This window comes from Rhizobium freirei PRF 81 (assembly GCF_000359745.1).
Taxonomy (GTDB): Bacteria; Pseudomonadota; Alphaproteobacteria; order Rhizobiales; family Rhizobiaceae; genus Rhizobium; species Rhizobium freirei.
Genome location: NZ_AQHN01000016.1, coordinates 92,157 through 110,935, shown reverse-complemented (window position 1 = coordinate 110,935; position 18,779 = coordinate 92,157). Strand labels below are relative to the sequence as shown.

At 60.3% G+C, this 18,779-nt stretch carries 16 protein-coding genes and 1 riboswitch; of the genes, 11 read left to right on the top strand and 5 right to left on the bottom strand.

Features of this window, described 5'->3' with window-relative positions; translation table 11 throughout:
• Positions 1 to 17: 17 nt before the first annotated feature.
• The 3 genes from RHSP_RS07080 to RHSP_RS07070 all read left to right on the top strand — a co-directional run bounded on the left by RHSP_RS07080 (position 18) and on the right by RHSP_RS07070 (position 3,670).
• Entirely contained in the window at positions 18 to 1,904 is a 1,887-nt protein-coding gene (locus tag RHSP_RS07080) for a bifunctional sugar phosphate isomerase/epimerase/4-hydroxyphenylpyruvate dioxygenase family protein (RefSeq protein WP_004111346.1), read from the top strand.
• An 84-nt stretch (positions 1,905 to 1,988) separates the two neighbouring features.
• Entirely contained in the window at positions 1,989 to 2,660 is a 672-nt protein-coding gene (locus tag RHSP_RS07075) for a TetR/AcrR family transcriptional regulator (RefSeq protein WP_004111345.1), read from the top strand.
• Between the two features lie 140 nt (positions 2,661 to 2,800).
• Positions 2,801 to 3,670, top strand: coding sequence for a shikimate dehydrogenase (locus tag RHSP_RS07070; protein WP_004111343.1), 870 nt, complete (start codon positions 2,801 to 2,803; stop codon positions 3,668 to 3,670).
• 285 nt (positions 3,671 to 3,955) lie between these two features.
• Here the strand turns inward: RHSP_RS07070 and RHSP_RS07065 are convergent, their stop codons facing one another.
• From RHSP_RS07065 to RHSP_RS07050, 4 genes are all read right to left on the bottom strand, one after another.
• The gene (locus tag RHSP_RS07065; RefSeq protein ID WP_037150179.1) at positions 3,956 to 4,909 is read right to left on the bottom strand and encodes a sugar-binding transcriptional regulator; all 954 of its coding nucleotides are present in this window, start codon (positions 4,907 to 4,909) and stop codon (positions 3,956 to 3,958) included.
• Between the two features lie 21 nt (positions 4,910 to 4,930).
• Entirely contained in the window at positions 4,931 to 6,397 is a 1,467-nt protein-coding gene (locus RHSP_RS07060; RefSeq protein WP_004111339.1) for an FGGY family carbohydrate kinase, read from the bottom strand.
• A gap of 64 nt (positions 6,398 to 6,461) precedes the next feature.
• A complete protein-coding gene (locus tag RHSP_RS07055) occupies positions 6,462 to 7,418 on the bottom strand; it encodes a transketolase family protein (protein ID WP_037150175.1) in 957 nt (318 codons plus the stop codon).
• On the bottom strand, positions 7,418 to 8,227 hold the full coding sequence (locus tag RHSP_RS07050) for a transketolase (RefSeq protein ID WP_037150172.1): 810 nt from the start codon (positions 8,225 to 8,227) through the stop codon (positions 7,418 to 7,420). The genes RHSP_RS07055 and RHSP_RS07050 overlap by 1 nt, the downstream gene beginning before the upstream one ends.
• A 223-nt stretch (positions 8,228 to 8,450) precedes the next feature.
• Here RHSP_RS07050 and RHSP_RS07045 point away from each other — a divergent pair, with 223 nt between their 5' ends.
• The 7 genes from RHSP_RS07045 to ribB all read left to right on the top strand — a co-directional run bounded on the left by RHSP_RS07045 (position 8,451) and on the right by ribB (position 15,386).
• Positions 8,451 to 9,431 (top strand): ABC transporter permease, encoded by a 981-nt coding sequence (locus RHSP_RS07045; RefSeq protein ID WP_004111334.1) that lies wholly within the window; start codon positions 8,451 to 8,453, stop codon positions 9,429 to 9,431.
• 118 nt (positions 9,432 to 9,549) lie between these two features.
• Positions 9,550 to 10,479 (top strand): sugar ABC transporter substrate-binding protein, encoded by a 930-nt coding sequence (locus RHSP_RS07040; RefSeq protein ID WP_004111332.1) that lies wholly within the window; start codon positions 9,550 to 9,552, stop codon positions 10,477 to 10,479.
• A gap of 28 nt (positions 10,480 to 10,507) precedes the next feature.
• The gene (locus tag RHSP_RS07035; protein WP_037150168.1) at positions 10,508 to 11,986 is read left to right on the top strand and encodes a sugar ABC transporter ATP-binding protein; all 1,479 of its coding nucleotides are present in this window, start codon (positions 10,508 to 10,510) and stop codon (positions 11,984 to 11,986) included.
• 20 nt (positions 11,987 to 12,006) lie between these two features.
• Positions 12,007 to 12,795, top strand: a complete 789-nt coding sequence (locus RHSP_RS07030) for an SDR family oxidoreductase (protein WP_004111327.1) — start codon at positions 12,007 to 12,009, stop codon at positions 12,793 to 12,795.
• Positions 12,796 to 12,799: 4 nt separating this feature from the next.
• Entirely contained in the window at positions 12,800 to 13,537 is a 738-nt protein-coding gene (tpiA, locus tag RHSP_RS07025; RefSeq protein WP_004111324.1) for a triose-phosphate isomerase, read from the top strand.
• A 75-nt stretch (positions 13,538 to 13,612) separates the two neighbouring features.
• Entirely contained in the window at positions 13,613 to 14,395 is a 783-nt protein-coding gene (locus tag RHSP_RS07020; protein ID WP_004111321.1) for a glucose 1-dehydrogenase, read from the top strand.
• A 106-nt stretch (positions 14,396 to 14,501) separates the two neighbouring features.
• Positions 14,502 to 14,647, top strand: a riboswitch (FMN riboswitch).
• Between the two features lie 112 nt (positions 14,648 to 14,759).
• On the top strand, positions 14,760 to 15,386 hold the full coding sequence (ribB, locus tag RHSP_RS07015) for a 3,4-dihydroxy-2-butanone-4-phosphate synthase (protein ID WP_004111318.1): 627 nt from the start codon (positions 14,760 to 14,762) through the stop codon (positions 15,384 to 15,386).
• Between the two features lie 401 nt (positions 15,387 to 15,787).
• Here the strand turns inward: ribB and RHSP_RS07010 are convergent, their stop codons facing one another.
• Entirely contained in the window at positions 15,788 to 18,289 is a 2,502-nt protein-coding gene (locus tag RHSP_RS07010) for a heavy metal translocating P-type ATPase (RefSeq protein WP_004111316.1), read from the bottom strand.
• Positions 18,290 to 18,450: 161 nt separating this feature from the next.
• Here RHSP_RS07010 and RHSP_RS07005 point away from each other — a divergent pair, with 161 nt between their 5' ends.
• Positions 18,451 to 18,645, top strand: coding sequence for a heavy-metal-associated domain-containing protein (locus RHSP_RS07005; RefSeq protein ID WP_004111314.1), 195 nt, complete (start codon positions 18,451 to 18,453; stop codon positions 18,643 to 18,645).
• The last annotated feature ends 134 nt before the right edge of the window (positions 18,646 to 18,779 follow it).

Here is an 18,779-nt window from a genome sequence, read left to right as displayed (position 1 = left end):
AAGGATGAGTTGATACGATGAAAACCTCAATCGCGACCGTTTCGATCAGTGGTGACCTCAAGCAGAAGCTCGAGGCCATCGCCAGCGCCGGCTTCGATGGCGTGGAAATCTTCGAGAATGATTTCCTCGCCTTCGATGAATCGCCCCGCCAGGTCGGCCAGATGGTCAGGGATCATGGGCTGGAAATTACGCTCTTTCAGCCGTTCCGGGACTTCGAGGGCATGCCTGAACCCCTGCGCACGCGAACCTTCGACCGCGCCGAACGCAAGTTCGATCTGATGCAGGAGATGGGCACCGATCTCGTGCTGGTATGCTCGAATGTGTCTTCGGCTGCGCTGGGTGGCGTCGATCGCGCAGCGGCCGATTTCTTCGAACTCGGCGAAAGGGCGGCCAAGCGCGGCCTGCATGTCGGGTACGAGGCGCTTGCCTGGGGGCGGCACATTCACGATCACCGCGATGCCTGGGAGATCGTGCGGCGGGCCGATCATCCGAATATCGGCCTCATTCTCGACAGTTTTCACACGCTGTCGCGAAAGATCGATGTCAATTCGATCCGGTCGATTCCGAAGGAGAAGATCTTTATCATTCAACTTGCCGATGCGCCGTTGATCGATATGGATCTGCTCTATTGGAGCCGCCATTTCCGCAATATGCCGGGGGAGGGCGACCTTCCTGTGCTCGATTTCATGAACGCGGTGGCGGCGACCGGCTATGATGGCTATCTCTCGCTGGAGATTTTTAACGATCAGTTTCGCGGTGGCTCGCCAGCCGCCATCGCCGTCGATGGCCGGCGTTCACTCATCTATCTCGGCGACCAGGTTCGCCGCGCGGGGAATAGCAGCCTTACCTTGCCGCCAATGCCGGCGCGCGCCGTCGCGGACGGCATTGCCTTTGTCGAATTTACCGTCGATGAAGCCGAGGCACCTATTCTCTCCGATCGACTGCGGGCGTTGGGTTTTCGCCATGTTGGGCGCCACAAGACCAAGCGCGTCGACGTCTTCCGGCAAGGCGATATCAATCTTGTCGTCAATACCGATCCCGATGGGTTTGCCGGCGCCTCCTATGCTTTGCACGGGCAGTCGGCCTATGCGATGGGGTTGTGGGTGGACGATGCCGAGGCGGCGATTGCCCGGGCCGTGGCCCTTGGCGCCGAACCCTTTGAGCAGCCGTTGAATCCGGGCGAGATCGAAATGCCGGCCGTACGGGGCGTTGGCGGCGGCATATTATATTTCCTTGACCGCAGGAGCAGGCTCGCACGCATATGGGAGATTGAATTCGACCCAGTCGACGACGATGCCGATCTTCGCCCGGTCGGACTGACGAGGATCGATCACGTTGCACAGACCATGAAATACGAGGAACTGCTGACCTGGCTGCTGTTCTATACTGCGATCCTTGAGGCGCATAAGACGCCGATGGTCGACATTATCGATCCGGCCGGCGTCGTTCGCAGTCAGGTCGTCGAAAATGCCTCGGGCACGTTGCGCATCACACTGAATGGTGCGGAAAATCGCAATACCCTGGCTGGCCATTTCATCGCCGAGACTTTCGGCTCGGGTATTCAGCATCTTGCCTTCGCGACCGATGATATCTTCGCAACGGCTGCTGCCTTGTCGGCCAATGGTTTTGACACGCTGGCGATCTCACCCAACTACTACGACGATCTGGAGGCAAGGTTCGGCCTGGATCCGGCTTTCACGGATCGCCTGAAGGCCCACAATATCCTTTATGATCGCGACGACCACGGGGAATATTTCCAACTCTATAGCCCGACCTATGGCGAAGGCTTCTTCTTCGAAATCGTCCAGCGTAGCGGCTATCGTGGGTATGGCGCGGCAAATGCCATATTTCGCATAGCCGCGCTAAGGCGGCATCTGCGGCCGATTGGTCTGCCGAAACTTTAGGCTCTCCCCATTCGCATGGGGCCTGTGTTAAAGCTTTGATCTTCAATGAAGGGCAGGGGACAGACCCGGGAAGACGAGCAAGGCATGACGAAAGTGCAAGTGGCCAAGATCGAGCGCCTTACGCGAAAGAACGATCCAGACGCGACCAAGGAAAATATACTCAAGATCGCCACCGAAGAATTCGTCGCAGCTGGCTTTTCCGGTGCGCGCGTCGACGAGATCGCCGAGCGCACCAAGACGTCCAAGCGTATGATCTATTATTATTTCGGCAGCAAGGAAGGGCTTTATCTCGCCGTTCTTGAGCAAGCCTATACGAAGATCCGCACCCTTGAGAGCGAGCTTGATCTCGAAAATATGCCGCCCATTCAGGCAATGGCTCAGCTGATCGCAAGTACCTTCGATCACGATGATCAAAATCCGGATTTTGTCCGCCTGGTCAGCATCGAGAATATCCATCGCGCTGAACATATGAAGCGTTCGGCCGTCCTGTCGCAGATGAACATCGCAGTCATCGATATCATCACGCGGATCCTCGAACGGGGCTATGCCGATGGCAGCTTCCTGCGTCCGGTGGATCCCGTCGATTTGCACATGATGATCAGCGCCCAATGCTTCTTTCGCGTTTCCAATCGTTACACCTTCGGGGCGATCTTCGAGCGGGACCTTTCCTCCGAGGCGTTGAAGACAAGACATAAGTCTTTGATAATTGATGCCATTCTTGCATTTCTGAAAAGTCCGCCCTCCGACATGAGCTGACGGTGAGCAGAGCCGTTTGAATTGCTCAGGCGATTTCTATCGCGGTAGGAAAGCATAGCTAATCTTGACTTTACGGACTAGTTCGTACATTTTGGAGCCAAGCATCTGGCAGGCTTCAATTTGCCGCTCGGGAGGAAACATTGAATAATCAAGCCGTCGTTGTTCCGCGCCAGCTTCATGTTGGTTTGATCGGCGCAGGCATAGGCCGTTCGCTGACACCGGCCATGCATATGCGCGAAGGCGAGCATTGCGGCCTATCCTATCGTTACGATCTCATCGACTTGGAAGTCCGTGGCCTCTCCGTATCGGACCTGCCGGCCCTTGTCGCCGAGGCTGAAGCGCAGGGCTTTGCCGGCCTCAACATTACTCATCCCTGCAAACAGGCGGCTGCCGCGCTGGTGGACGAACTGTCGCCCGATGCCCAGACGCTGCGATCCATCAACACAATCGTGTTTCAGGGTGGGCGCAGGGTCGGCCACAATACCGATTGGTGGGGGTTCGCCGAAAGTTTCAGGCGCGGACTGAGCGGCGTTTCGCTCGAGCGCGTCGTGCAATTGGGAGCGGGTGGTGCCGGCGTTGCCGTCGCACATGCCGTGGCAGAGATGGGCGCGAATTCCATCGAGATATTCGATCCGGACGCCGCACGGGCAAAGGCGCTCGTGGATCAGCTGCAGCCGGCACACGATGCATGCCGTTTCTCGGTTGGTCGTGATCTTGCCGCGGCCCTGGATGTTGCTGATGGTCTGGTTCACGCAACGCCAACAGGCATGGCTGCGCATCCAGGGTTACCGCTCGACGCGCAACTTCTATCCGATCGCCTTTGGGTCGCGGAAATCGTCTATTTCCCAATCGAAACCGAATTGGTGAAGCTTGCAAATGCAAGAGGATGCCGCGTTCTCGACGGCGGCGGCATGGCGGTGTTCCAGGCGGTGAAAGCTTTCGAACTGTTCACCGGCATCCGTCCGGTGGCGGAGCGTATGATGCAGCATTTCAATTCGCTGCGCTCTTAGAGCGTTTCCGCATTTCTTTGAATCGCAGAAACGCTCTATCTTCTTGTTTTCTTACGCATTCCGGACGGAAAACCGCTGCGCACTTTCCTGGAAATGCTCTGGTCGGAGCTTCGGCCTTCAATACCCAATTCCGTCTCGGTTATCCCGCCATCGGAACCGGGGAGAGATGTTGTTCCCGCCTCTGGGCCGGGCTCATTGGGTTGACCTGCCGACTGGCATAGCTCGGTTGGCCAAGCAATGCCGGCGGTCTCAATCGCCTGAGCAAACCCAGCTTGACAGCCGACCTTACGACTCGATCAAGCGCTCGGCGCTGAACTTGTCCGTTATCAGCATGTCGATAACTCCGATCCTCAGGGCACCGGCGATCGCAGCTGTCTTCTTTGCGCCGCCAGCAAGCGCGATGACCCGATCAACCCGTTCGAGATCCTCGAGCGGAAGGCCGATGACGCGCTCGTCAAGCGGTGTCTTTACGGGCTTGCCGTCCTTGTTGAAAAACCGCAGCGATATATCGCCGACCGCGCCGGCCTCGGCGAGGTCGGCAAGCTCCCGCGATGAGAATATGTTGCCGGACCTCGCAAGCAGCTCCGACGGTTCGACGGCTCCGATGCCGACGATGGCGAGCGTGATGCTGCCGAAGAGATCCATCGTCTCCCGCACGAATGGATCCGCCTGCATCAAAAATTTGGCCTCGCGCGAGGTCGTGACGCCCTGTACCGGAAGAAGTTTCGGCTCCGCGCCGGTCAGCCGTGCAAGGCGGGTGGTCAGCTGAGTGGCATGCGTCTGGACCGATGGGTCGCCCATGCCTCCAAGCGTCTGAACGACATATTTGGCCTGGGCGCTCTTCTGGGGATGGATGTTTTCCACCATCCTGAAGATCGTCTGGCTCCAGCTTGAGACGCCGATGATTTCGCCGGGCGCCAGCGTGACCTCCAGAAGATGAGCGGCAGCTTCGCCGATCCGGGCCATGATGGCGCCGTCTCTGTCTTCGGTGCATTCGACGACGATGGCTTCGGGGAGGCCGTATTTCTCGCGAAGCGCTCCTTCGAGTTCGCTGTAGGTGCCCACGGGCGGGATGACGCTTGTGCGCACGATGTCTTCCGCTTCGGCCCGCTTCAGCATTCGCGATACGGTTGCCTGCGATAGACGGAGGTGCTGCGCGATCTCCGCCTGCCGTTTCCCCTCTATGTGGTACATCTGGGCAACTCTTGAGATGAGGCGGAGTTCGTTAAGGCGAGCCATCGTTGATCCCGGGGTGAATTTTTATTCACCTTTAACCGGAGTTAGCGGCAACGTCGAGCGGGTCAGTGCATCATTCCACTTGTTCAGGAGGAGTGCACTGTCGATGTTTTCGGGCTTGATGACTTCGGTGTTTCTCGGAAGTGCCGCGATAGCATCGAGATCCGGCCACAGGCCGATCGACAGACCCGCCAGATAGGCTGCTCCAAGCGCTGACGCCTCCGGTGCCTCACACTGGATGATGGCGTGTTTTACCAGGTTCGACACGCACTGCATGAGAAAACGATTCTGGCTCGGCCCGCCGTCCACATAAAGCGTGCCGAGTTCGCCGCCGCTTTGTGCCCGCATCGCCGTAATCACGTCGTGAACCTGGAAAGCGATCGAGTCGGTGACCGAGCGCGCCATTTGCGCGCGGGTGGTGTTGAAATTGATCTGCGAGAAGAGAGCACGCGCGTCGGAGTTCCAGTAGGGCGCACCCAGCCCGACGAAGGCGGGGACGAATCCCGGGCCGCCCGGCTCTGCGGTCGCCGCAAGGTCGACAAGGGACGCAACATCCGGAAGGCCCAGAATGCCGGCCATCCATGGCAGGCTCGCGGCGCAGACAAGGATGTTGCCTTCGAACGCGAAAGTCGGCTGCCCGGCGATGCGCCAGGCCACCGTGGTGGTGATGCCGTTGCGCGGCGCAATGAAGCGCGGAAGGGTGGTCATGACCGATGACCCGGTTCCGAAGGTCGCCTTGCCGTCGCCGGGATTGAAGGCGCCGTGGCCGAACAAAGCAGCATGGCTGTCTCCAATGGCCGATCTGATCGGCGTGCCGTCCGGCACGCCGGCAAGACCATGCGTGGTGCCGAAGTCCGCGGAACTATCGAGCACCTCCGGAAGGAGCCGGATATCGACCCCGAAAATTGCACCCAGCTCCTCGCTCCAGGCTTGGGCTTCAAGGCCGAACAACTGGCTTCGCGCTGCATTCGAGGCATCGCATGCATGCCTGCGGCCGCCGGTAAGGCAATGAACGAGCCAGCTATCGATCGTACCGATGCGGATCTTCCGCCCCTGCCCGACGCGATCGAGAAGCCATCGGAACTTCGGGCCTGGAAACATCGGATCGAGCGGCAAGCCTGTCAGAGCCTCGACGTGCTCCGAATGGCCATCGGCGATCAGGCGTTGGCAATCGGGTGCCGTGCGTCTGCACTGCCAGCTGAGCACCGGTCCAAGCGCCTTGCCCGTTTCGCCATCCCAAATTGTGACGGATTCCCGCTGGTTGGAGATCGCTATCGCTTCGATTGTCGAACCGGGCGCGGCTTGCAGGCACAGGTCGATCGCTTCGCAGACCGAAGCATAAATCCGGTTCGGATCCTGTTCGACCCAGCCGGGTTCGGGATAGGAGATGCCCACCGGAGCAGAGCCTCTGGCGATAATGTCTCCGCTCTCCGAAACCAGGACAGCCTTGGAATTGGTGGTCCCCTGGTCGATTGCCAGAATGGCCCGCATTATATCCTCCACTGATGATAGGGCCGGGGCAGTAATCCTCCCGGCTCGAATGCGCGCTGTTCGCCTACTTGCGCTTGATAAGCGCTCGGGCGGCGTCTGCAATAGCCAATGGAGCCATGCCGAATTCGTCGAGCAGGAACTCCGCCGAGCCGGTCGGCGCGTAGATGCCGGGAACACCGAGGCGCGTCATCGGGACCGGGGCATTGTCGACGACAACCTCGGCCACGGCCGATCCCAGCCCACCAAAGATCGAATGCTCTTCCGCGGTCACGATCGCGCCGGTCTCCTTGGCCGCCGCGATGATGGCGTCCTCGTCGATCGGGCGGACCGTGGCGAGATTGAGCACCCTGGCCCTTATGCCATGCTCCGCGAGAATATCGGCTGCTTTCATCATGCGATGGGTCAGCGTCCCGTTTGCGATGAACGTGACATCGGAACCTTCACGCAGAAGATTGGCCTTTCCAAGTTCGAACTTGTGGTTTTCCGGCAGCAGGTCCGGTACGCCGACGCGCGAAAGACGGAGGAAGCAGGGGCCATTGTAGCTTGCCGCCCATTCCACCGCGGCTGCCGTCTCGATGCGGTCGCAGGGTGCGATCACCGGAAGGTTGGGCAGAACGCGCGTCCAGGCGAAATCCTCGATCGAGTGATGGGTCGGGCCGAGCTCGCCATAGGCCATTCCGGACGAGATGCCGACGAGCTTGACGTTGGCATTCGAGTAGGAGATGTCGGCCTTGATCTGCTCCAGCGATCTGCCTGTGAGGAACGGCGAGGCGCCGCAGACATAGGGAAGGCGTCCGCCATTGGCCAGACCCGCCCCGACGCCGACCATGTTCTGCTCGGCGATGCCGACATTGACCAGACGTTCGGGAAACTTCGACTTGAAGCCACCAAGCTTCGAGGATCCGACTGAATCGTTGCAGACCGCCACAATCGTTTCGTTCTCGGCGGCAAGGCGTTCGAGCGTCGATGCGAAGGCGTCTCGGCAGTCATGGAGCTTGGGTGCATTCACGGGCGCGTTCATTAGAGTGCCTCCGACAATTCTGCCAATGCGACTTCGTATTGTTCCTTGTTCGGAACCTTGTGGTGCCAGTCGACACGGTCCTGCATGAAAGAAATTCCGTGTCCCTTGTTGGTGTGGGCCACGATGCAATGGGGCCGATCACTACGATGCTCCAGTGCGGGGACGACTTCGCGCATGTTGTTACCGTCGATTTCGCTGACGTCCCAGCCGAAGGCCTCGAGTTTCGGACGAAGCGGAGCGATGTCGTTCGTATCCGAAAGTGCTGCGCCCTGCTGGAACCGGTTGTGATCGACAATCAGGGTGAGATTGTCCAAGCGGAACTGCGCCGCGGCCATGATCGCCTCCCAATTGGAGCCCTCCTGCATCTCACCGTCGCCGGTGATCACGTAGGTATGGTAGCTGGCGCCGGACAGTTTGGCGGCCTTGGCCATGCCGACCGCGACCGGTAGGCCGTGCCCCAACGGGCCTGTATTGGTTTCGACTCCCGGCACCTTGTTGCAATTGGGATGACCGTTAAGCCGCGAATGCGGCTTCAGAAATGTCGAGATTTCCTCTTCCGGAATGAAGCCGCGTTTCGCCAGGGTGACATAGAGCGCGCATGCGGTATGCCCCTTCGAAAGCACAAACCTGTCCCGATCAGGATGTTTCGGCTGGTCCGGCCAGACGCGCAGCACGCGGAAGTACAACGCGGTCAGGAGATCGATCACGGACATTTCGCCGCCAATATGCCCGGCGCCTGCCTCATAGACTGCCTGAAGATCTCGCAGACGTATCTGACGCGCAACACGTTCAAGTTCGGAATGCTCCATCGTTTCCTCGTGTGAATAATTATTCATCTATTTATATTTTTGCATTAAAAGGCCGTTAGTCAAGCCCCTGGAAGTGACTAATTGCCGAATATGATTGCAGAGACCCGGTTGACAGCATTAAAACGAGTTGGTAATGAATTTTCCAGCATATGTGAATAAATATTCTAGCTTGAAAATTAATGGCCGGATACTGGTGGCCAGCCTTAAGCTCCAGGGAGGAATGATGGTGGCGATCAACGTCAATGAACGGAGCCGTCCGTCGGTGACATGGCTGAGCAAGCTCAGCGGCGCTACCGGACCGCTCGTCGGATTGCTCGCTCTTTGCGTTTTCCTGAGCCTCAGCACAGATGCGTTTCTCTCGCTCCGCAACGGCCTTAACATTCTCGACCAGATTACCGTGCTTGGGATCATGGCCGTGGGCATGACGTTCGTCATTCTGATCGGCGGCATCGACCTTTCGGTCGGTTCGGTCCTTGCGCTCGCCATGATGGTCATGGGCTGGACTGCGAATATTGCCGGCTTGCCGCTTGTCGCGGGGGTTGCAGTCGCGCTTGTCGCCTCCGCGCTCAGCGGGCTGATTGTCGGACTTCTCGTGACCCTGTTCAGAGTTCCGGCTTTCATTGCGACGCTGGCGATGATGTCGGCTGCGCGCGGCGTTGCAAACATGATCACGGATGGACAGCAGATCGTCGGATTTCCCGACTGGTTCATGATGCTCGCGATCGATCGCCATTTCGGCGTGCTGACCGCGACGGTCTTTCTAATGCTGGCCGTTGTCGCGGCAGCCTGGGTGTTCCTGCATTTCCGCTCCGAGGGGCGCATGCTCTATGCCGTGGGCGGCAATCCGGAAGTTGCCCGTCTTGCCGGTATCAATGTCCAGCTCGTGACGATCGCCGTCTATGTCGCAAGCGCAGTGCTTGCCGGTCTTGCCGGTATCGTGCTGGCGGCGCGCCTCGACTCGGTTCAGCCATCGAGCGGCTTTGGATATGAACTCGACACGATTGCGGCTGTCGTTATCGGTGGAACCTCTCTTTCCGGTGGGTCTGGCGGTATCGGCGGCACGCTCATCGGCGTCTTGATCATCGGGGTCCTGCGCAACGGCCTCAATCTGCTCAACGTCTCGCCATTCCTGCAGCAGGTCATCATCGGCATCGTCATCGTGCTTGCGGTCGGTGCCGAGACGATCCGCAGGCGGCGGGCCTGACATTCGGGTCCGCGTCCGGCGGACCCTAACGATTTCCTCTCCGATAAGGTTTGGAGCGGATCATTTGCCCGAGGGGGAGGACTACCCAAGGGTTCATTGCAAAAAAGGAGGAAATGAAATGAAACTTGCGCACATTCTTCTGACCTCGGCCGCCGTGCTGGCGATATCGCTGGGTCCCGTTCAGGCAAAAGACACCAAGAAGATCGGCCTGGCCGTCGCAAACCTGCAGGCAAACTTCTTCAATCAGATCAAGCAGTCCGTCGAGGATGAAGCCAAGAAGCGTGGCATTCAGGTCGTCACCGTGGATGCCAAGGGCGATGGCCCCACCCAGGTCAATCAGATTCAGGACCTGCTGACTCAGAACATTGATGCCTTGATCTATATTCCAGCCGGCGCGGCGGCCGCTAGCGTTCCCGTAAAGCTCGCCAAGAATGCCGGTATTCCAGTCGTCAACGTCGACCGTAACGCCGAGGGCGCGCCGGGCGACACCTTCCTTGCCACGGATTCCGTCTCGTCCGCCAAATCTGTTTGCGACTACATTCTCAAGCAGGCCGGCGGCAAGGGCAAGATGGTGATCATTCACGGTCAGAAGGGCACGACGCCCGAAGTCGATCGCAGCAAGGGTTGCTCGGAATCGCTGAAGGCAAGCCCCGGCGTGAAGGTCGTTGCCGAGCAGTATTCCAACATGTGGGGCCAGGATGAGGGCTTCCAGATCATGCAGAACATGCTGCAGGCAAATCCTGATGTATCGATCGTGTTTGCTCAGGCGGATGCGCTTGCTCTCGGCACTGCCCAGGCGATCAAGGTTGCAAACCCATCCCAGAAGATCGTAGTCGGCGGCTTCGATGGCGATACGGCGGCTCTGGAAGCGCTCAGCAAGGGCGTCTTCGACGTCACCGCGACACAGCAGACGCAAAAGATGGGCCGCGATGCGGTCGCCAATGCCGTCAAGCTCGTCGCCGGTGAGAAGGTGCCTGCGGTGCAGCTCATGGACGCCACGCTGACGACCAAGGAAAACGTGGCAGGCTTCATCGCCAACCATCCGTAATCGTGCCGAAGTCCTGAGGAGGTGTGCCGTGACTGAGCCCGTTCTTTCCCTGAGGGGCATATCCAAGCGCTATGGACCGCTTCAGGTGCTGAAGAATGTCAGCCTGGACGTCTATGCGGGTGAAGTGGTTGCGCTTCTTGGCGAAAACGGTGCCGGCAAGTCCACATTGTCGGGCATCATTGCCGGGTCGCGAACGCCCTCTGAGGGAACAATGACATGGCTGGGGCAGCCCTATGCCCCAGCCACCCCACGGGAGGCGATCGATAAGGGTGTCGTCCTGATCCATCAGGAATTGCAGCTCCTGCCGCATCTGTCGATCGCCGAGAATGTCTTCATCGGGCGGTGGCCGATGAAGAATGGCGCCGTTGATCGCCCGCAGATGGTCCGGCGCGCGCAGGAACAGCTCGCTCGTCTGAACCTGCATATTCCGGCGACGCGAAAGGTTGCTGGCCTGTCGACAGCCAATCAGCAGCTGATCGAAATCGCCAAGGCGCTGGCGCTCAATGCCAAGCTGTTGATCCTCGACGAACCGACCGCCGCGCTCGGCGGGGCAGAGACGGAAGCCTTGTTCGAGCAGGTGAGAAAGCTGCGGTCGGAGGGGGTCGGCGTCATCTACATCTCCCACCGCATGGAGGAGATCAAGCAGATCACCGATCGCATTGTCGTTCTGCGCGACGGCGAGCGTGTCCAGGAATTTGCCGACAGTGCAACGCCAGTTCGCACGATCGTCGAAAGCATGGTCGGCCGCTCGCTGGACCGGATGTTCCCAGCTCTTCCCGAGCCGGCGGATCGTGCGGTGCTGCAGGTTGCCGGATTGACCTCTCCCGACGGGTCCTTCCGGGATGTGACGTTCGATGTTCGCGCCGGTGAGATCCTCGGCATTGCCGGACTGGTCGGTGCCGGCCGCACGGAACTTGTTCGCGCCATTGCGGGCGCCGATCCGATCAGCGACGGTTCGATCAGGCTCGAGGGCGAGGAGCTCAAGCTCCGCGATCCGGCGGATGCGATCGCAAGGGGCATCGTGATGGTGCCCGAGGATCGAAAGGAACAGGGCCTCGTCGTCGGTCATCGCATCAGCGAGAACATCATCTACGCCAATCTCGACAAGCTCGGCGGGCGCTGGATCACATCGCGAGTCAAGCGCGCCTTCGCCGAGAAGGCCGTCGCGAAATTCGGCGTCAAGGGCCGTGCCGAGCAATTTGCCTCGGACCTGTCGGGCGGCAACCAGCAAAAGGTCGTCATCGCAAAGTGGCTGATGCGTGATCCCAAGGTTGTCGTCCTCGACGAACCGACCCGAGGCATCGACGTCGGCGCCCGCGCAAGCATCTACGACATCATCGTCAACCTCGCGAAACAGGGGGTTGCGGTCATTGTCGTCAGCTCCGATCTCGAGGAAGTTCTCGGCGTGTCGAACCGCATTCTTGTGCTCGCCCAGGGCAAGCAGGCAGGTATTTTGAACCGGGACGAGGCCAACGACGTTTCGGTCATGGAACTCGCGACAATCTAGACAAACAGAAAGGAAGAGCGGTGTCCGACATCACTCTGAATGCCCCGAAGCTTTTCGATCTCAGCGGACAGGTCGCCTTCGTGACCGGAGCCGGAAGCGGGATCGGGCAGCGTATCGCAATCGGTCTCGCGCAGTGCGGCGCCGATGTCGCACTTCTTGATCGTCGCTCCGACGATGGCCTGGCGAACACGGCTTCACACATCAAGGCGGCCGGTCACCGTTCCATCCAGATTGCGGCTGACGTCACCAGCAAATCCTCTCTCGGGGAGGCGGTTGCCCGTACCGAGGCGGAGCTTGGAGCCCTGACGCTTGCCGTCAACGCCGCTGGTATCGCCAACGCTAACCCCGCGGAGGAGATGGAGGAAGATCAGTACCAGACGCTGATGGACATCAACCTGAAAGGCGTTTTCCTGGCGTGCCAGGCAGAGGCACGCGCCATGCTGAAAAATGGGCGCGGGTCGATCGTCAACATCGCATCCATGTCCGGCGTGATCGTCAATCGCGGCCTGAGCCAGGCCCATTACAACGCTTCCAAGGCAGGCGTGATCCATATGTCGAAGTCGCTGGCGATGGAGTGGGTTGGCCGCGGCATCCGCGTCAACACCATCTCGCCGGGATATACCGCGACGCCGATGAACACGCGTCCGGAGATGGTCCATCAGACCAAGCTCTTCGAGGAACAGACGCCGATGCAGCGTATGGCTGGCGTCGACGAGATGGTCGGCCCCGCCGTCTTCCTGCTGTCCAATGCCGCAAGCTTCGTGACGGGCGTCGATCTGCTCGTCGACGGCGGCTTCTGCTGCTGGTGACGCCATGCGCAAGCTGATTGCAGGCAACTGGAAAATGAACGGTCTCGCTTCCTCCCTGGCTGAGATCGAGGCGCTGAAGGGACTGACGGGCGAGGCGGCGTGCGACATCGTCGTCTGCCCGCCCTTCACGCTGGTCGAGAAGGCCGTCGAGTGTACCAAAGGCGCGGCGATTGCCGTCGGCGCACAGGATTGCCACGCGCAGGCCGCAGGCGCCTATACCGGAGACGTTTCCGCCGGGATGCTCGCCGAAATCGGCGCGCGCTTCGTCATCCTCGGACATTCCGAACGTCGCTTGGCCTACAAGGAAATGGATGCCGCCGTCGCGGGCAAGGCCGCTGCGGTCCACGAGGCAGGGCTGACGAGCATCATCTGTGTTGGCGAAACGCGTGCAGAACGTGATGAGGGAAGAGCGATCGATGTCGTTCGCGCCCAGCTTGAGGGATCAATTCCCGATACCGCGACCAGTTCGAACATGACGATCGCCTACGAACCCGTATGGGCGATCGGAACCGGGCTGGTTCCGACCCTCGAGCAGATCGGGGAGGTGCATTCGTCCATCCGGCACATGCTCGAAGAGCGGCTGGGAGACGATGGGCGCCGTGTCAGGATCCTCTATGGGGGCTCGGTCAAGGCGCAGAACGCAAAGGCGATCTTCGGCGTTTCCAACGTCGATGGCGCTCTGGTCGGAGGGGCGTCCCTGAAGGCATCTGAGTTCGCCGGGATCATCTTGGCCGCCGTTTGAAGTCGCAAATAGCAGGCAGGATGATCGGCCCTTGAACCGCGCCGCGCCTGGCCGTAGCCTCAAAAGGAACAGGGAATGCAACGCTTCGAAAACAAGACCGTCGTCATCACCGGCGCGAGCCGCGGCATCGGCGCTGCGATCGCCAAACGGTTTGCGCGCGAGGGTGCCAATCTTGTGGTCTCCGCCAACGAGGATTCCGTCCATGCGGTCGCCGATGAGATCAAGGCTAACGGCGGAAAAGCGATTTCCTTCGTCGGTGACGTGACCGACAAAGCCAGCGTGAAGGGACTCTACGACGCTGCCGAGACGGCCTTCGGCGCCATCGATGTCTCCATCCAGAATGCCGGCGTCATCACCATCGCCCGCGTCGAGGATATGACCGAGGCAGAATGGGACAAGGTCATGGCCGTCAACACCAAGGGCGTCTTCCTCTGCACCCAGGAGGCGATCGCCCGCATGCGCAAGCATGGCCGCGGCGGCCGCATCATCAATACCGCCTCCGGCCAGGCGCGCGACGGCTTCATCTACACGCCGCATTATGCGGCATCGAAGATGGGCGTCGTCGGCATTACCCAGAGCCTTGCAAAGGAAGTCGCGACCGAGGGCATTACCGTGAACGCCTTTTGCCCTGGCATCATCGAAACCGACATGTGGGCCTACAACGACCAGGCGTGGGGCAAACTTCTAGGCAATTACGGCCCCGGCGAACTCATGAAGGAATGGGTAGAAGGCATACCGATGAAGCGTGCCGGATCTGGAGAGGACGTTGCAGGTCTCGTCACTTTTCTTGCCAGCGACGATGCGGCCTACATCACCGGACAGACGATCAATGTCGATGGCGGTCTGATCATGTCCTAGCTTCGTTCAACAAAGAGGAACAGTGCTTTCACCCCGTGCGCCAAATTCTCGAAAGGTGAAATTCCGTCAACCTCTTGCGGAACGAGACGATCATCATCTATCTTAGAGATGTTCTCAGGGCGGGGCGTAACTCCCCACCGGCGGTATCGAGGCAACTCGGAGCCCGCGAGCGCCTTCGCAATCTGCGAAGGGTCAGCAGATCCGGTGAGATGCCGGAGCCGACGGTCACAGTCCGGATGGAAGAGAGCAATGCAGGAGGCGCCGCTTTGCGGTGGCGTTCACATGCTTGTTCGCCCAAGGGAAAATGGTGGCTTTGACGGGCCATGCACGCCGTTTTGAACGGCAACCCTTGAAAGGCAGGAAAATGGCAATTTCGAAAATTGAAGATGCGATCGCGGCAATTGCGCGGGGCGAGATCGTCGTCGTTGTCGATGATCACGACCGTGAAAACGAGGGCGACCTCGTGATTGCTGCCGAAGCGGTCACGCCGCAGGCGATCGCGTTCATGATGAACCATGCACGCGGTCTCATTTGCGTTCCGATGGAAGGCGAAAGGCTCGACGAGCTCGACATCCCGCTGATGGTGCCGCGCAACACGGAAGTCCTCAAGACCGCCTTCACTGTTTCAGTCGACTACATCCCGGGAACCACGACCGGTATATCCGCCGCCGACAGGGCTGCAACGGTTCAGGCTCTCGTCAGGGATGGATCGCGCCCGGAGGAATTTGCCCGGCCCGGTCATATCTTTCCGCTTCGCGCCCATCCCAATGGCGTTTTGTCTCGCCCCGGGCATACGGAAGCGGCCGTGGATCTCGCCAGGCTTGCCGGCTTGGCGCCTGCTGGTGTGATCTGCGAAGTGGCGAACGACGACGGCACCATGGCCCGTCTTCCCGAGCTTGAGGCCTTCGCCGAGCGGCATGGCCTTCATCTTGTCACGATCGAGGATCTCATAGACTACAGGGCTGCGATTGCCCCTTTCAAGGCTGCGTGATCGTTCGGACAATGTCGAACCAAGTCAGCAGCGTAATTGTGTATCGAACGGCAAACCGCTGTCGATAAAGCAATGAGTGACGTCGCTGCCTCTAGAGCATTTCCAGGAAAAGTGCGCAGCGGTTTTCCGTCCGGAATGCGTAAGAAAACAATAAGATAGAGCGTTTCTACGATTCAAAGAAAAGCTGAAACGCTCTATGTGTGTAGTCCCTGAGCGTGACGGCGCGAGTTGGCTCTGAAGATTGACGGGTCCATTGTCCAGGCGCTTGACCTCGGCGACCGAAATTCGAGATCGCGCGCCCGGCGGATGAAGCGCGGCACGTGAGCATCCGTGCCGGAATAGTCGCGACAACCCGAATTGTTACGGCCGGCCGCAGGAATGAGGCCGGCCGTATCCGATTGTCAGTCGGCGAGCTTGAAGCGGCGGAGCCGAAGGGCATTGCCCAGCACGAAGACGCTCGATAGCGCCATGGCGCCGGCGGCAAAGACTGGCGAGAGCAGGATGTCGAAGGTCGGGTAAAGCGCGCCGGCAGCAACAGGGACCAGAGCGGTGTTGTAGGCGAAGGCCCAGAACAGGTTCTGCCGGATATTGCCGATCGTCGCCTTGGACAGTGCGATGGCGTTCGGCACGCCCCGCAGGCTCCCCGACATCAGGACCACATCGGCCGCCTCGATGGCGATATCCGTACCCGTGCCGATGGCGAGGCCTACATCAGCCTCGGCAAGCGCCGGTGCGTCGTTGATGCCGTCGCCGACGAAGGCGATCTTGCCATACTGGCCCTTGAGGCGGCGAACCGCATCGACCTTTCCGTCCGGCAGCACCTCGGCCACGATCTCGTCGATGCCCAGCCGCATTGCGATAGCCTTGGCGGTACGGGCGTTGTCGCCGGTGATCATCGCCACCTTCAGGCCGAGATCGTGCATCGCCTTGATCGCCGCAGGCGTCGTCTCCTTGATCGGATCCGCTACCGCGATGATCGCCGCGAGCGTACCGTCGATTGCCGCGTAAAGCGGCGACTTGCCTTCGTTGCCTAGCCGCTCGGCGACAGCGCGGAATCCGCCCACGTCATACCCAAGCTCGGCCATATAGCGGTCCGCACCGATTTCGACACGCTTGCCGCCCGCCTTTGCCTTCACGCCGAAGCCCGTCACCGACTCGAAGTCGGACACCATCGGCAGCGCCACACCTTCCAAGGCGGCGGCCGCCGCGATGGCGCGGGCGACCGGATGCTCCGACTTGGCTTCGACGGCCGCAACCAGGCCCAGCACATCTGTCCGGTCGAAACCGGCGGCCAGTTCCAGATCAGTCAGCGTTGGCTTACCTTCTGTCAGAGTGCCCGTCTTGTCCAAAGCCACGACCCTGGCATCCTTGAGCAGCTGCAGGGCTTCCCCCTTGCTGAACAGCACGCCCAGTTCCGCACCGCGGCCGGTGCCCACCATGATCGAGGTCGGGGTCGCAAGACCCATGGCGCATGGGCAGGCGATGATCAGGACCGCGACGGCGTTGACCAGCGCGAAGGTGAGGGCAGGCGACGGACCGAAGTAGAGCCAGGCCGCAAAAGTCAGTGCCGCCACGGCGAAGACCGCCGGCACGAACCACATCGTCACCTTGTCGACCATGGCCTGGATCGGCAGCTTCGAGCCCTGTGCCTCTTCGACCATGCGGATAATCTGTGCCAGCACGGTATTGCCGCCGACCGCGGTCGCGCGGAACGCAAAGGCGCCGTTCTGGTTGACAGTGCCGCCGACCAGCCCGCTGCCGACCGTCTTGGACACCGGAACAGGTTCGCCGGTGATCATCGATTCATCGACATAACTCTCGCCTTCGACCAGTTCGCCGTCGACCGGAACCCGCTCGCCGGGGCGGACCTCGACGATGTCGCCGGCAACGACCAAGCCGATCGGCAGATCGACCGTCTTGCCATCCCTGCGAACGCGCGCCGTCTTGGCCTGAAGGCCGGCCAGGCGCTTGATCGCCTCGGATGTCCGCCCCTTGGCGCGAGCCTCGAGCAAACGGCCGAGCAGGATGAGCGTCACGATAACAGCTGCGGCTTCATAATAGACATTGATCGTGCCGGGCGGCAGGAAGCCTGGCGCGAAGGTCGCAATCAGCGAATAGCCGTAAGCCGCAAGCGAACCGACCGCGACCAGCGAGTTCATATCGGGGGCAAGGCGCCAGAGCGCCGGGAGCCCCTTGTCGTAGAAGCGGATGCCGGGAACGAAGAGGACAAGCGTCGTCAGCGCGAACTGGATATACCAGCTCCACTGCATGCCGATCGAAGCTTCGATGAGGCCATGCACTCCCGGAATAAGGTGAGCTCCCATCTCCATGAGGAACACCGGCGCGGTCAGCACCGCGGCGACGATGAAATCTCGGGTGAGTTCGCGGCGTTCGGCTTCCTTCTTCTCGGCGCGCTCGGCATCTTCGCTTTCGGTCCCGCCCGCGGCAGCGGTGATGACGTTTGCCTCATAGCCGACCTCTTCGATCGCCGTGATCAGGGTTGCCACATCGATGGATCCCTTAACCGTCGCGCGTTCGGTCGCCAGGTTGACCACCGCCTGCGTAACACCGGGAACGGCCTTCAGGGCACGTTCGACGCGGCCAACGCAGGACGCGCATGTCATCCCCTCTACCGAGAGTTCAATCGGGCCGGTGGCCGCAGCCAGCCTTGCGGGCACGGAATAACCCACATTCTCGACGGTCGCGACGAGGGTGGCGCGGTCGACGGTGGTGTTGGTCGTGATGCTGGCCCGTTCGGTGGCAAGGTTGACCGATACGGTCTCGACACCGGGAACGGTCTTCAGGGCCTTTTCGACACGGCCCACGCAGGATGCGCAGGTCATGCCCTCGATCGGCAGTGATATGGTAGCGGATGTGTCCATCGCTCGAATGGGGGCATTCATAGCCGCCTCCTTTTTCGTTCCAAAATTCAAGTTCGAGCGGAGGATCAGGCTTCCAGCGATGGGAAGGTCAATAGCGATTTTTTTATTTGATGTCACTTGACCTTCCCATCGCTGGAAGCCCCACCTTGAGCGGCGTGAGATCAAACACAAGGAGATTTTTCATGGAACTCAAAATCGAAGGCATGACCTGCGGCGGCTGCGCCAGGTCCGTCACCAAGGCGATCCAGTCAGTCGATCCCAACGCCAAGGTCGAGGCCAATCCCGACGCGCGTGCGGTCAAGGTCGTGACGTCTGTGGGAGAGGACACTCTCTTGCGGGTTCTCGAACAAGCCGGCTACCCAGCGACGACGAGCTGATCGGGAGCGAGCTTATGAACAAGCTCACGCCGATCTTCATTGCCGCGTGATCGGCACGATGAAGAAATGGCTTGCCGGGCACGGCAAGTGAGATCCGGAGGCCGGCTCATCGGGGCCGCGTCTGCGGGAGCGCG

Excerpts from the sequence above, each read along its gene's own strand:
- RHSP_RS07080 (WP_004111346.1), top strand. The coding sequence starts at position 18 with ATGAAAACCTCAATCGCGACCGTTTCGATCAGTGGTGACCTCAAGCAG.
- RHSP_RS07075 (WP_004111345.1), top strand. The coding sequence starts at position 1,989 with ATGACGAAAGTGCAAGTGGCCAAGATCGAGCGCCTTACGCGAAAGAAC.
- RHSP_RS07065 (WP_037150179.1), bottom strand. The coding sequence starts at position 4,909 with ATGGCTCGCCTTAACGAACTCCGCCTCATCTCAAGAGTTGCCCAGATG.
- RHSP_RS07060 (WP_004111339.1), bottom strand. The coding sequence starts at position 6,397 with ATGCGGGCCATTCTGGCAATCGACCAGGGGACCACCAATTCCAAGGCT.
- RHSP_RS07055 (WP_037150175.1), bottom strand. The coding sequence starts at position 7,418 with ATGAACGCGCCCGTGAATGCACCCAAGCTCCATGACTGCCGAGACGCC.
- RHSP_RS07050 (WP_037150172.1), bottom strand. The coding sequence starts at position 8,227 with ATGGAGCATTCCGAACTTGAACGTGTTGCGCGTCAGATACGTCTGCGA.
- RHSP_RS07045 (WP_004111334.1), top strand. The coding sequence starts at position 8,451 with ATGGTGGCGATCAACGTCAATGAACGGAGCCGTCCGTCGGTGACATGG.
- RHSP_RS07040 (WP_004111332.1), top strand. The coding sequence starts at position 9,550 with ATGAAACTTGCGCACATTCTTCTGACCTCGGCCGCCGTGCTGGCGATA.
- tpiA (WP_004111324.1), top strand. The coding sequence starts at position 12,800 with ATGCGCAAGCTGATTGCAGGCAACTGGAAAATGAACGGTCTCGCTTCC.
- RHSP_RS07020 (WP_004111321.1), top strand. The coding sequence starts at position 13,613 with ATGCAACGCTTCGAAAACAAGACCGTCGTCATCACCGGCGCGAGCCGC.
- ribB (WP_004111318.1), top strand. The coding sequence starts at position 14,760 with ATGGCAATTTCGAAAATTGAAGATGCGATCGCGGCAATTGCGCGGGGC.
- RHSP_RS07010 (WP_004111316.1), bottom strand. The coding sequence starts at position 18,289 with ATGAATGCCCCCATTCGAGCGATGGACACATCCGCTACCATATCACTG.
- RHSP_RS07005 (WP_004111314.1), top strand. The coding sequence starts at position 18,451 with ATGGAACTCAAAATCGAAGGCATGACCTGCGGCGGCTGCGCCAGGTCC.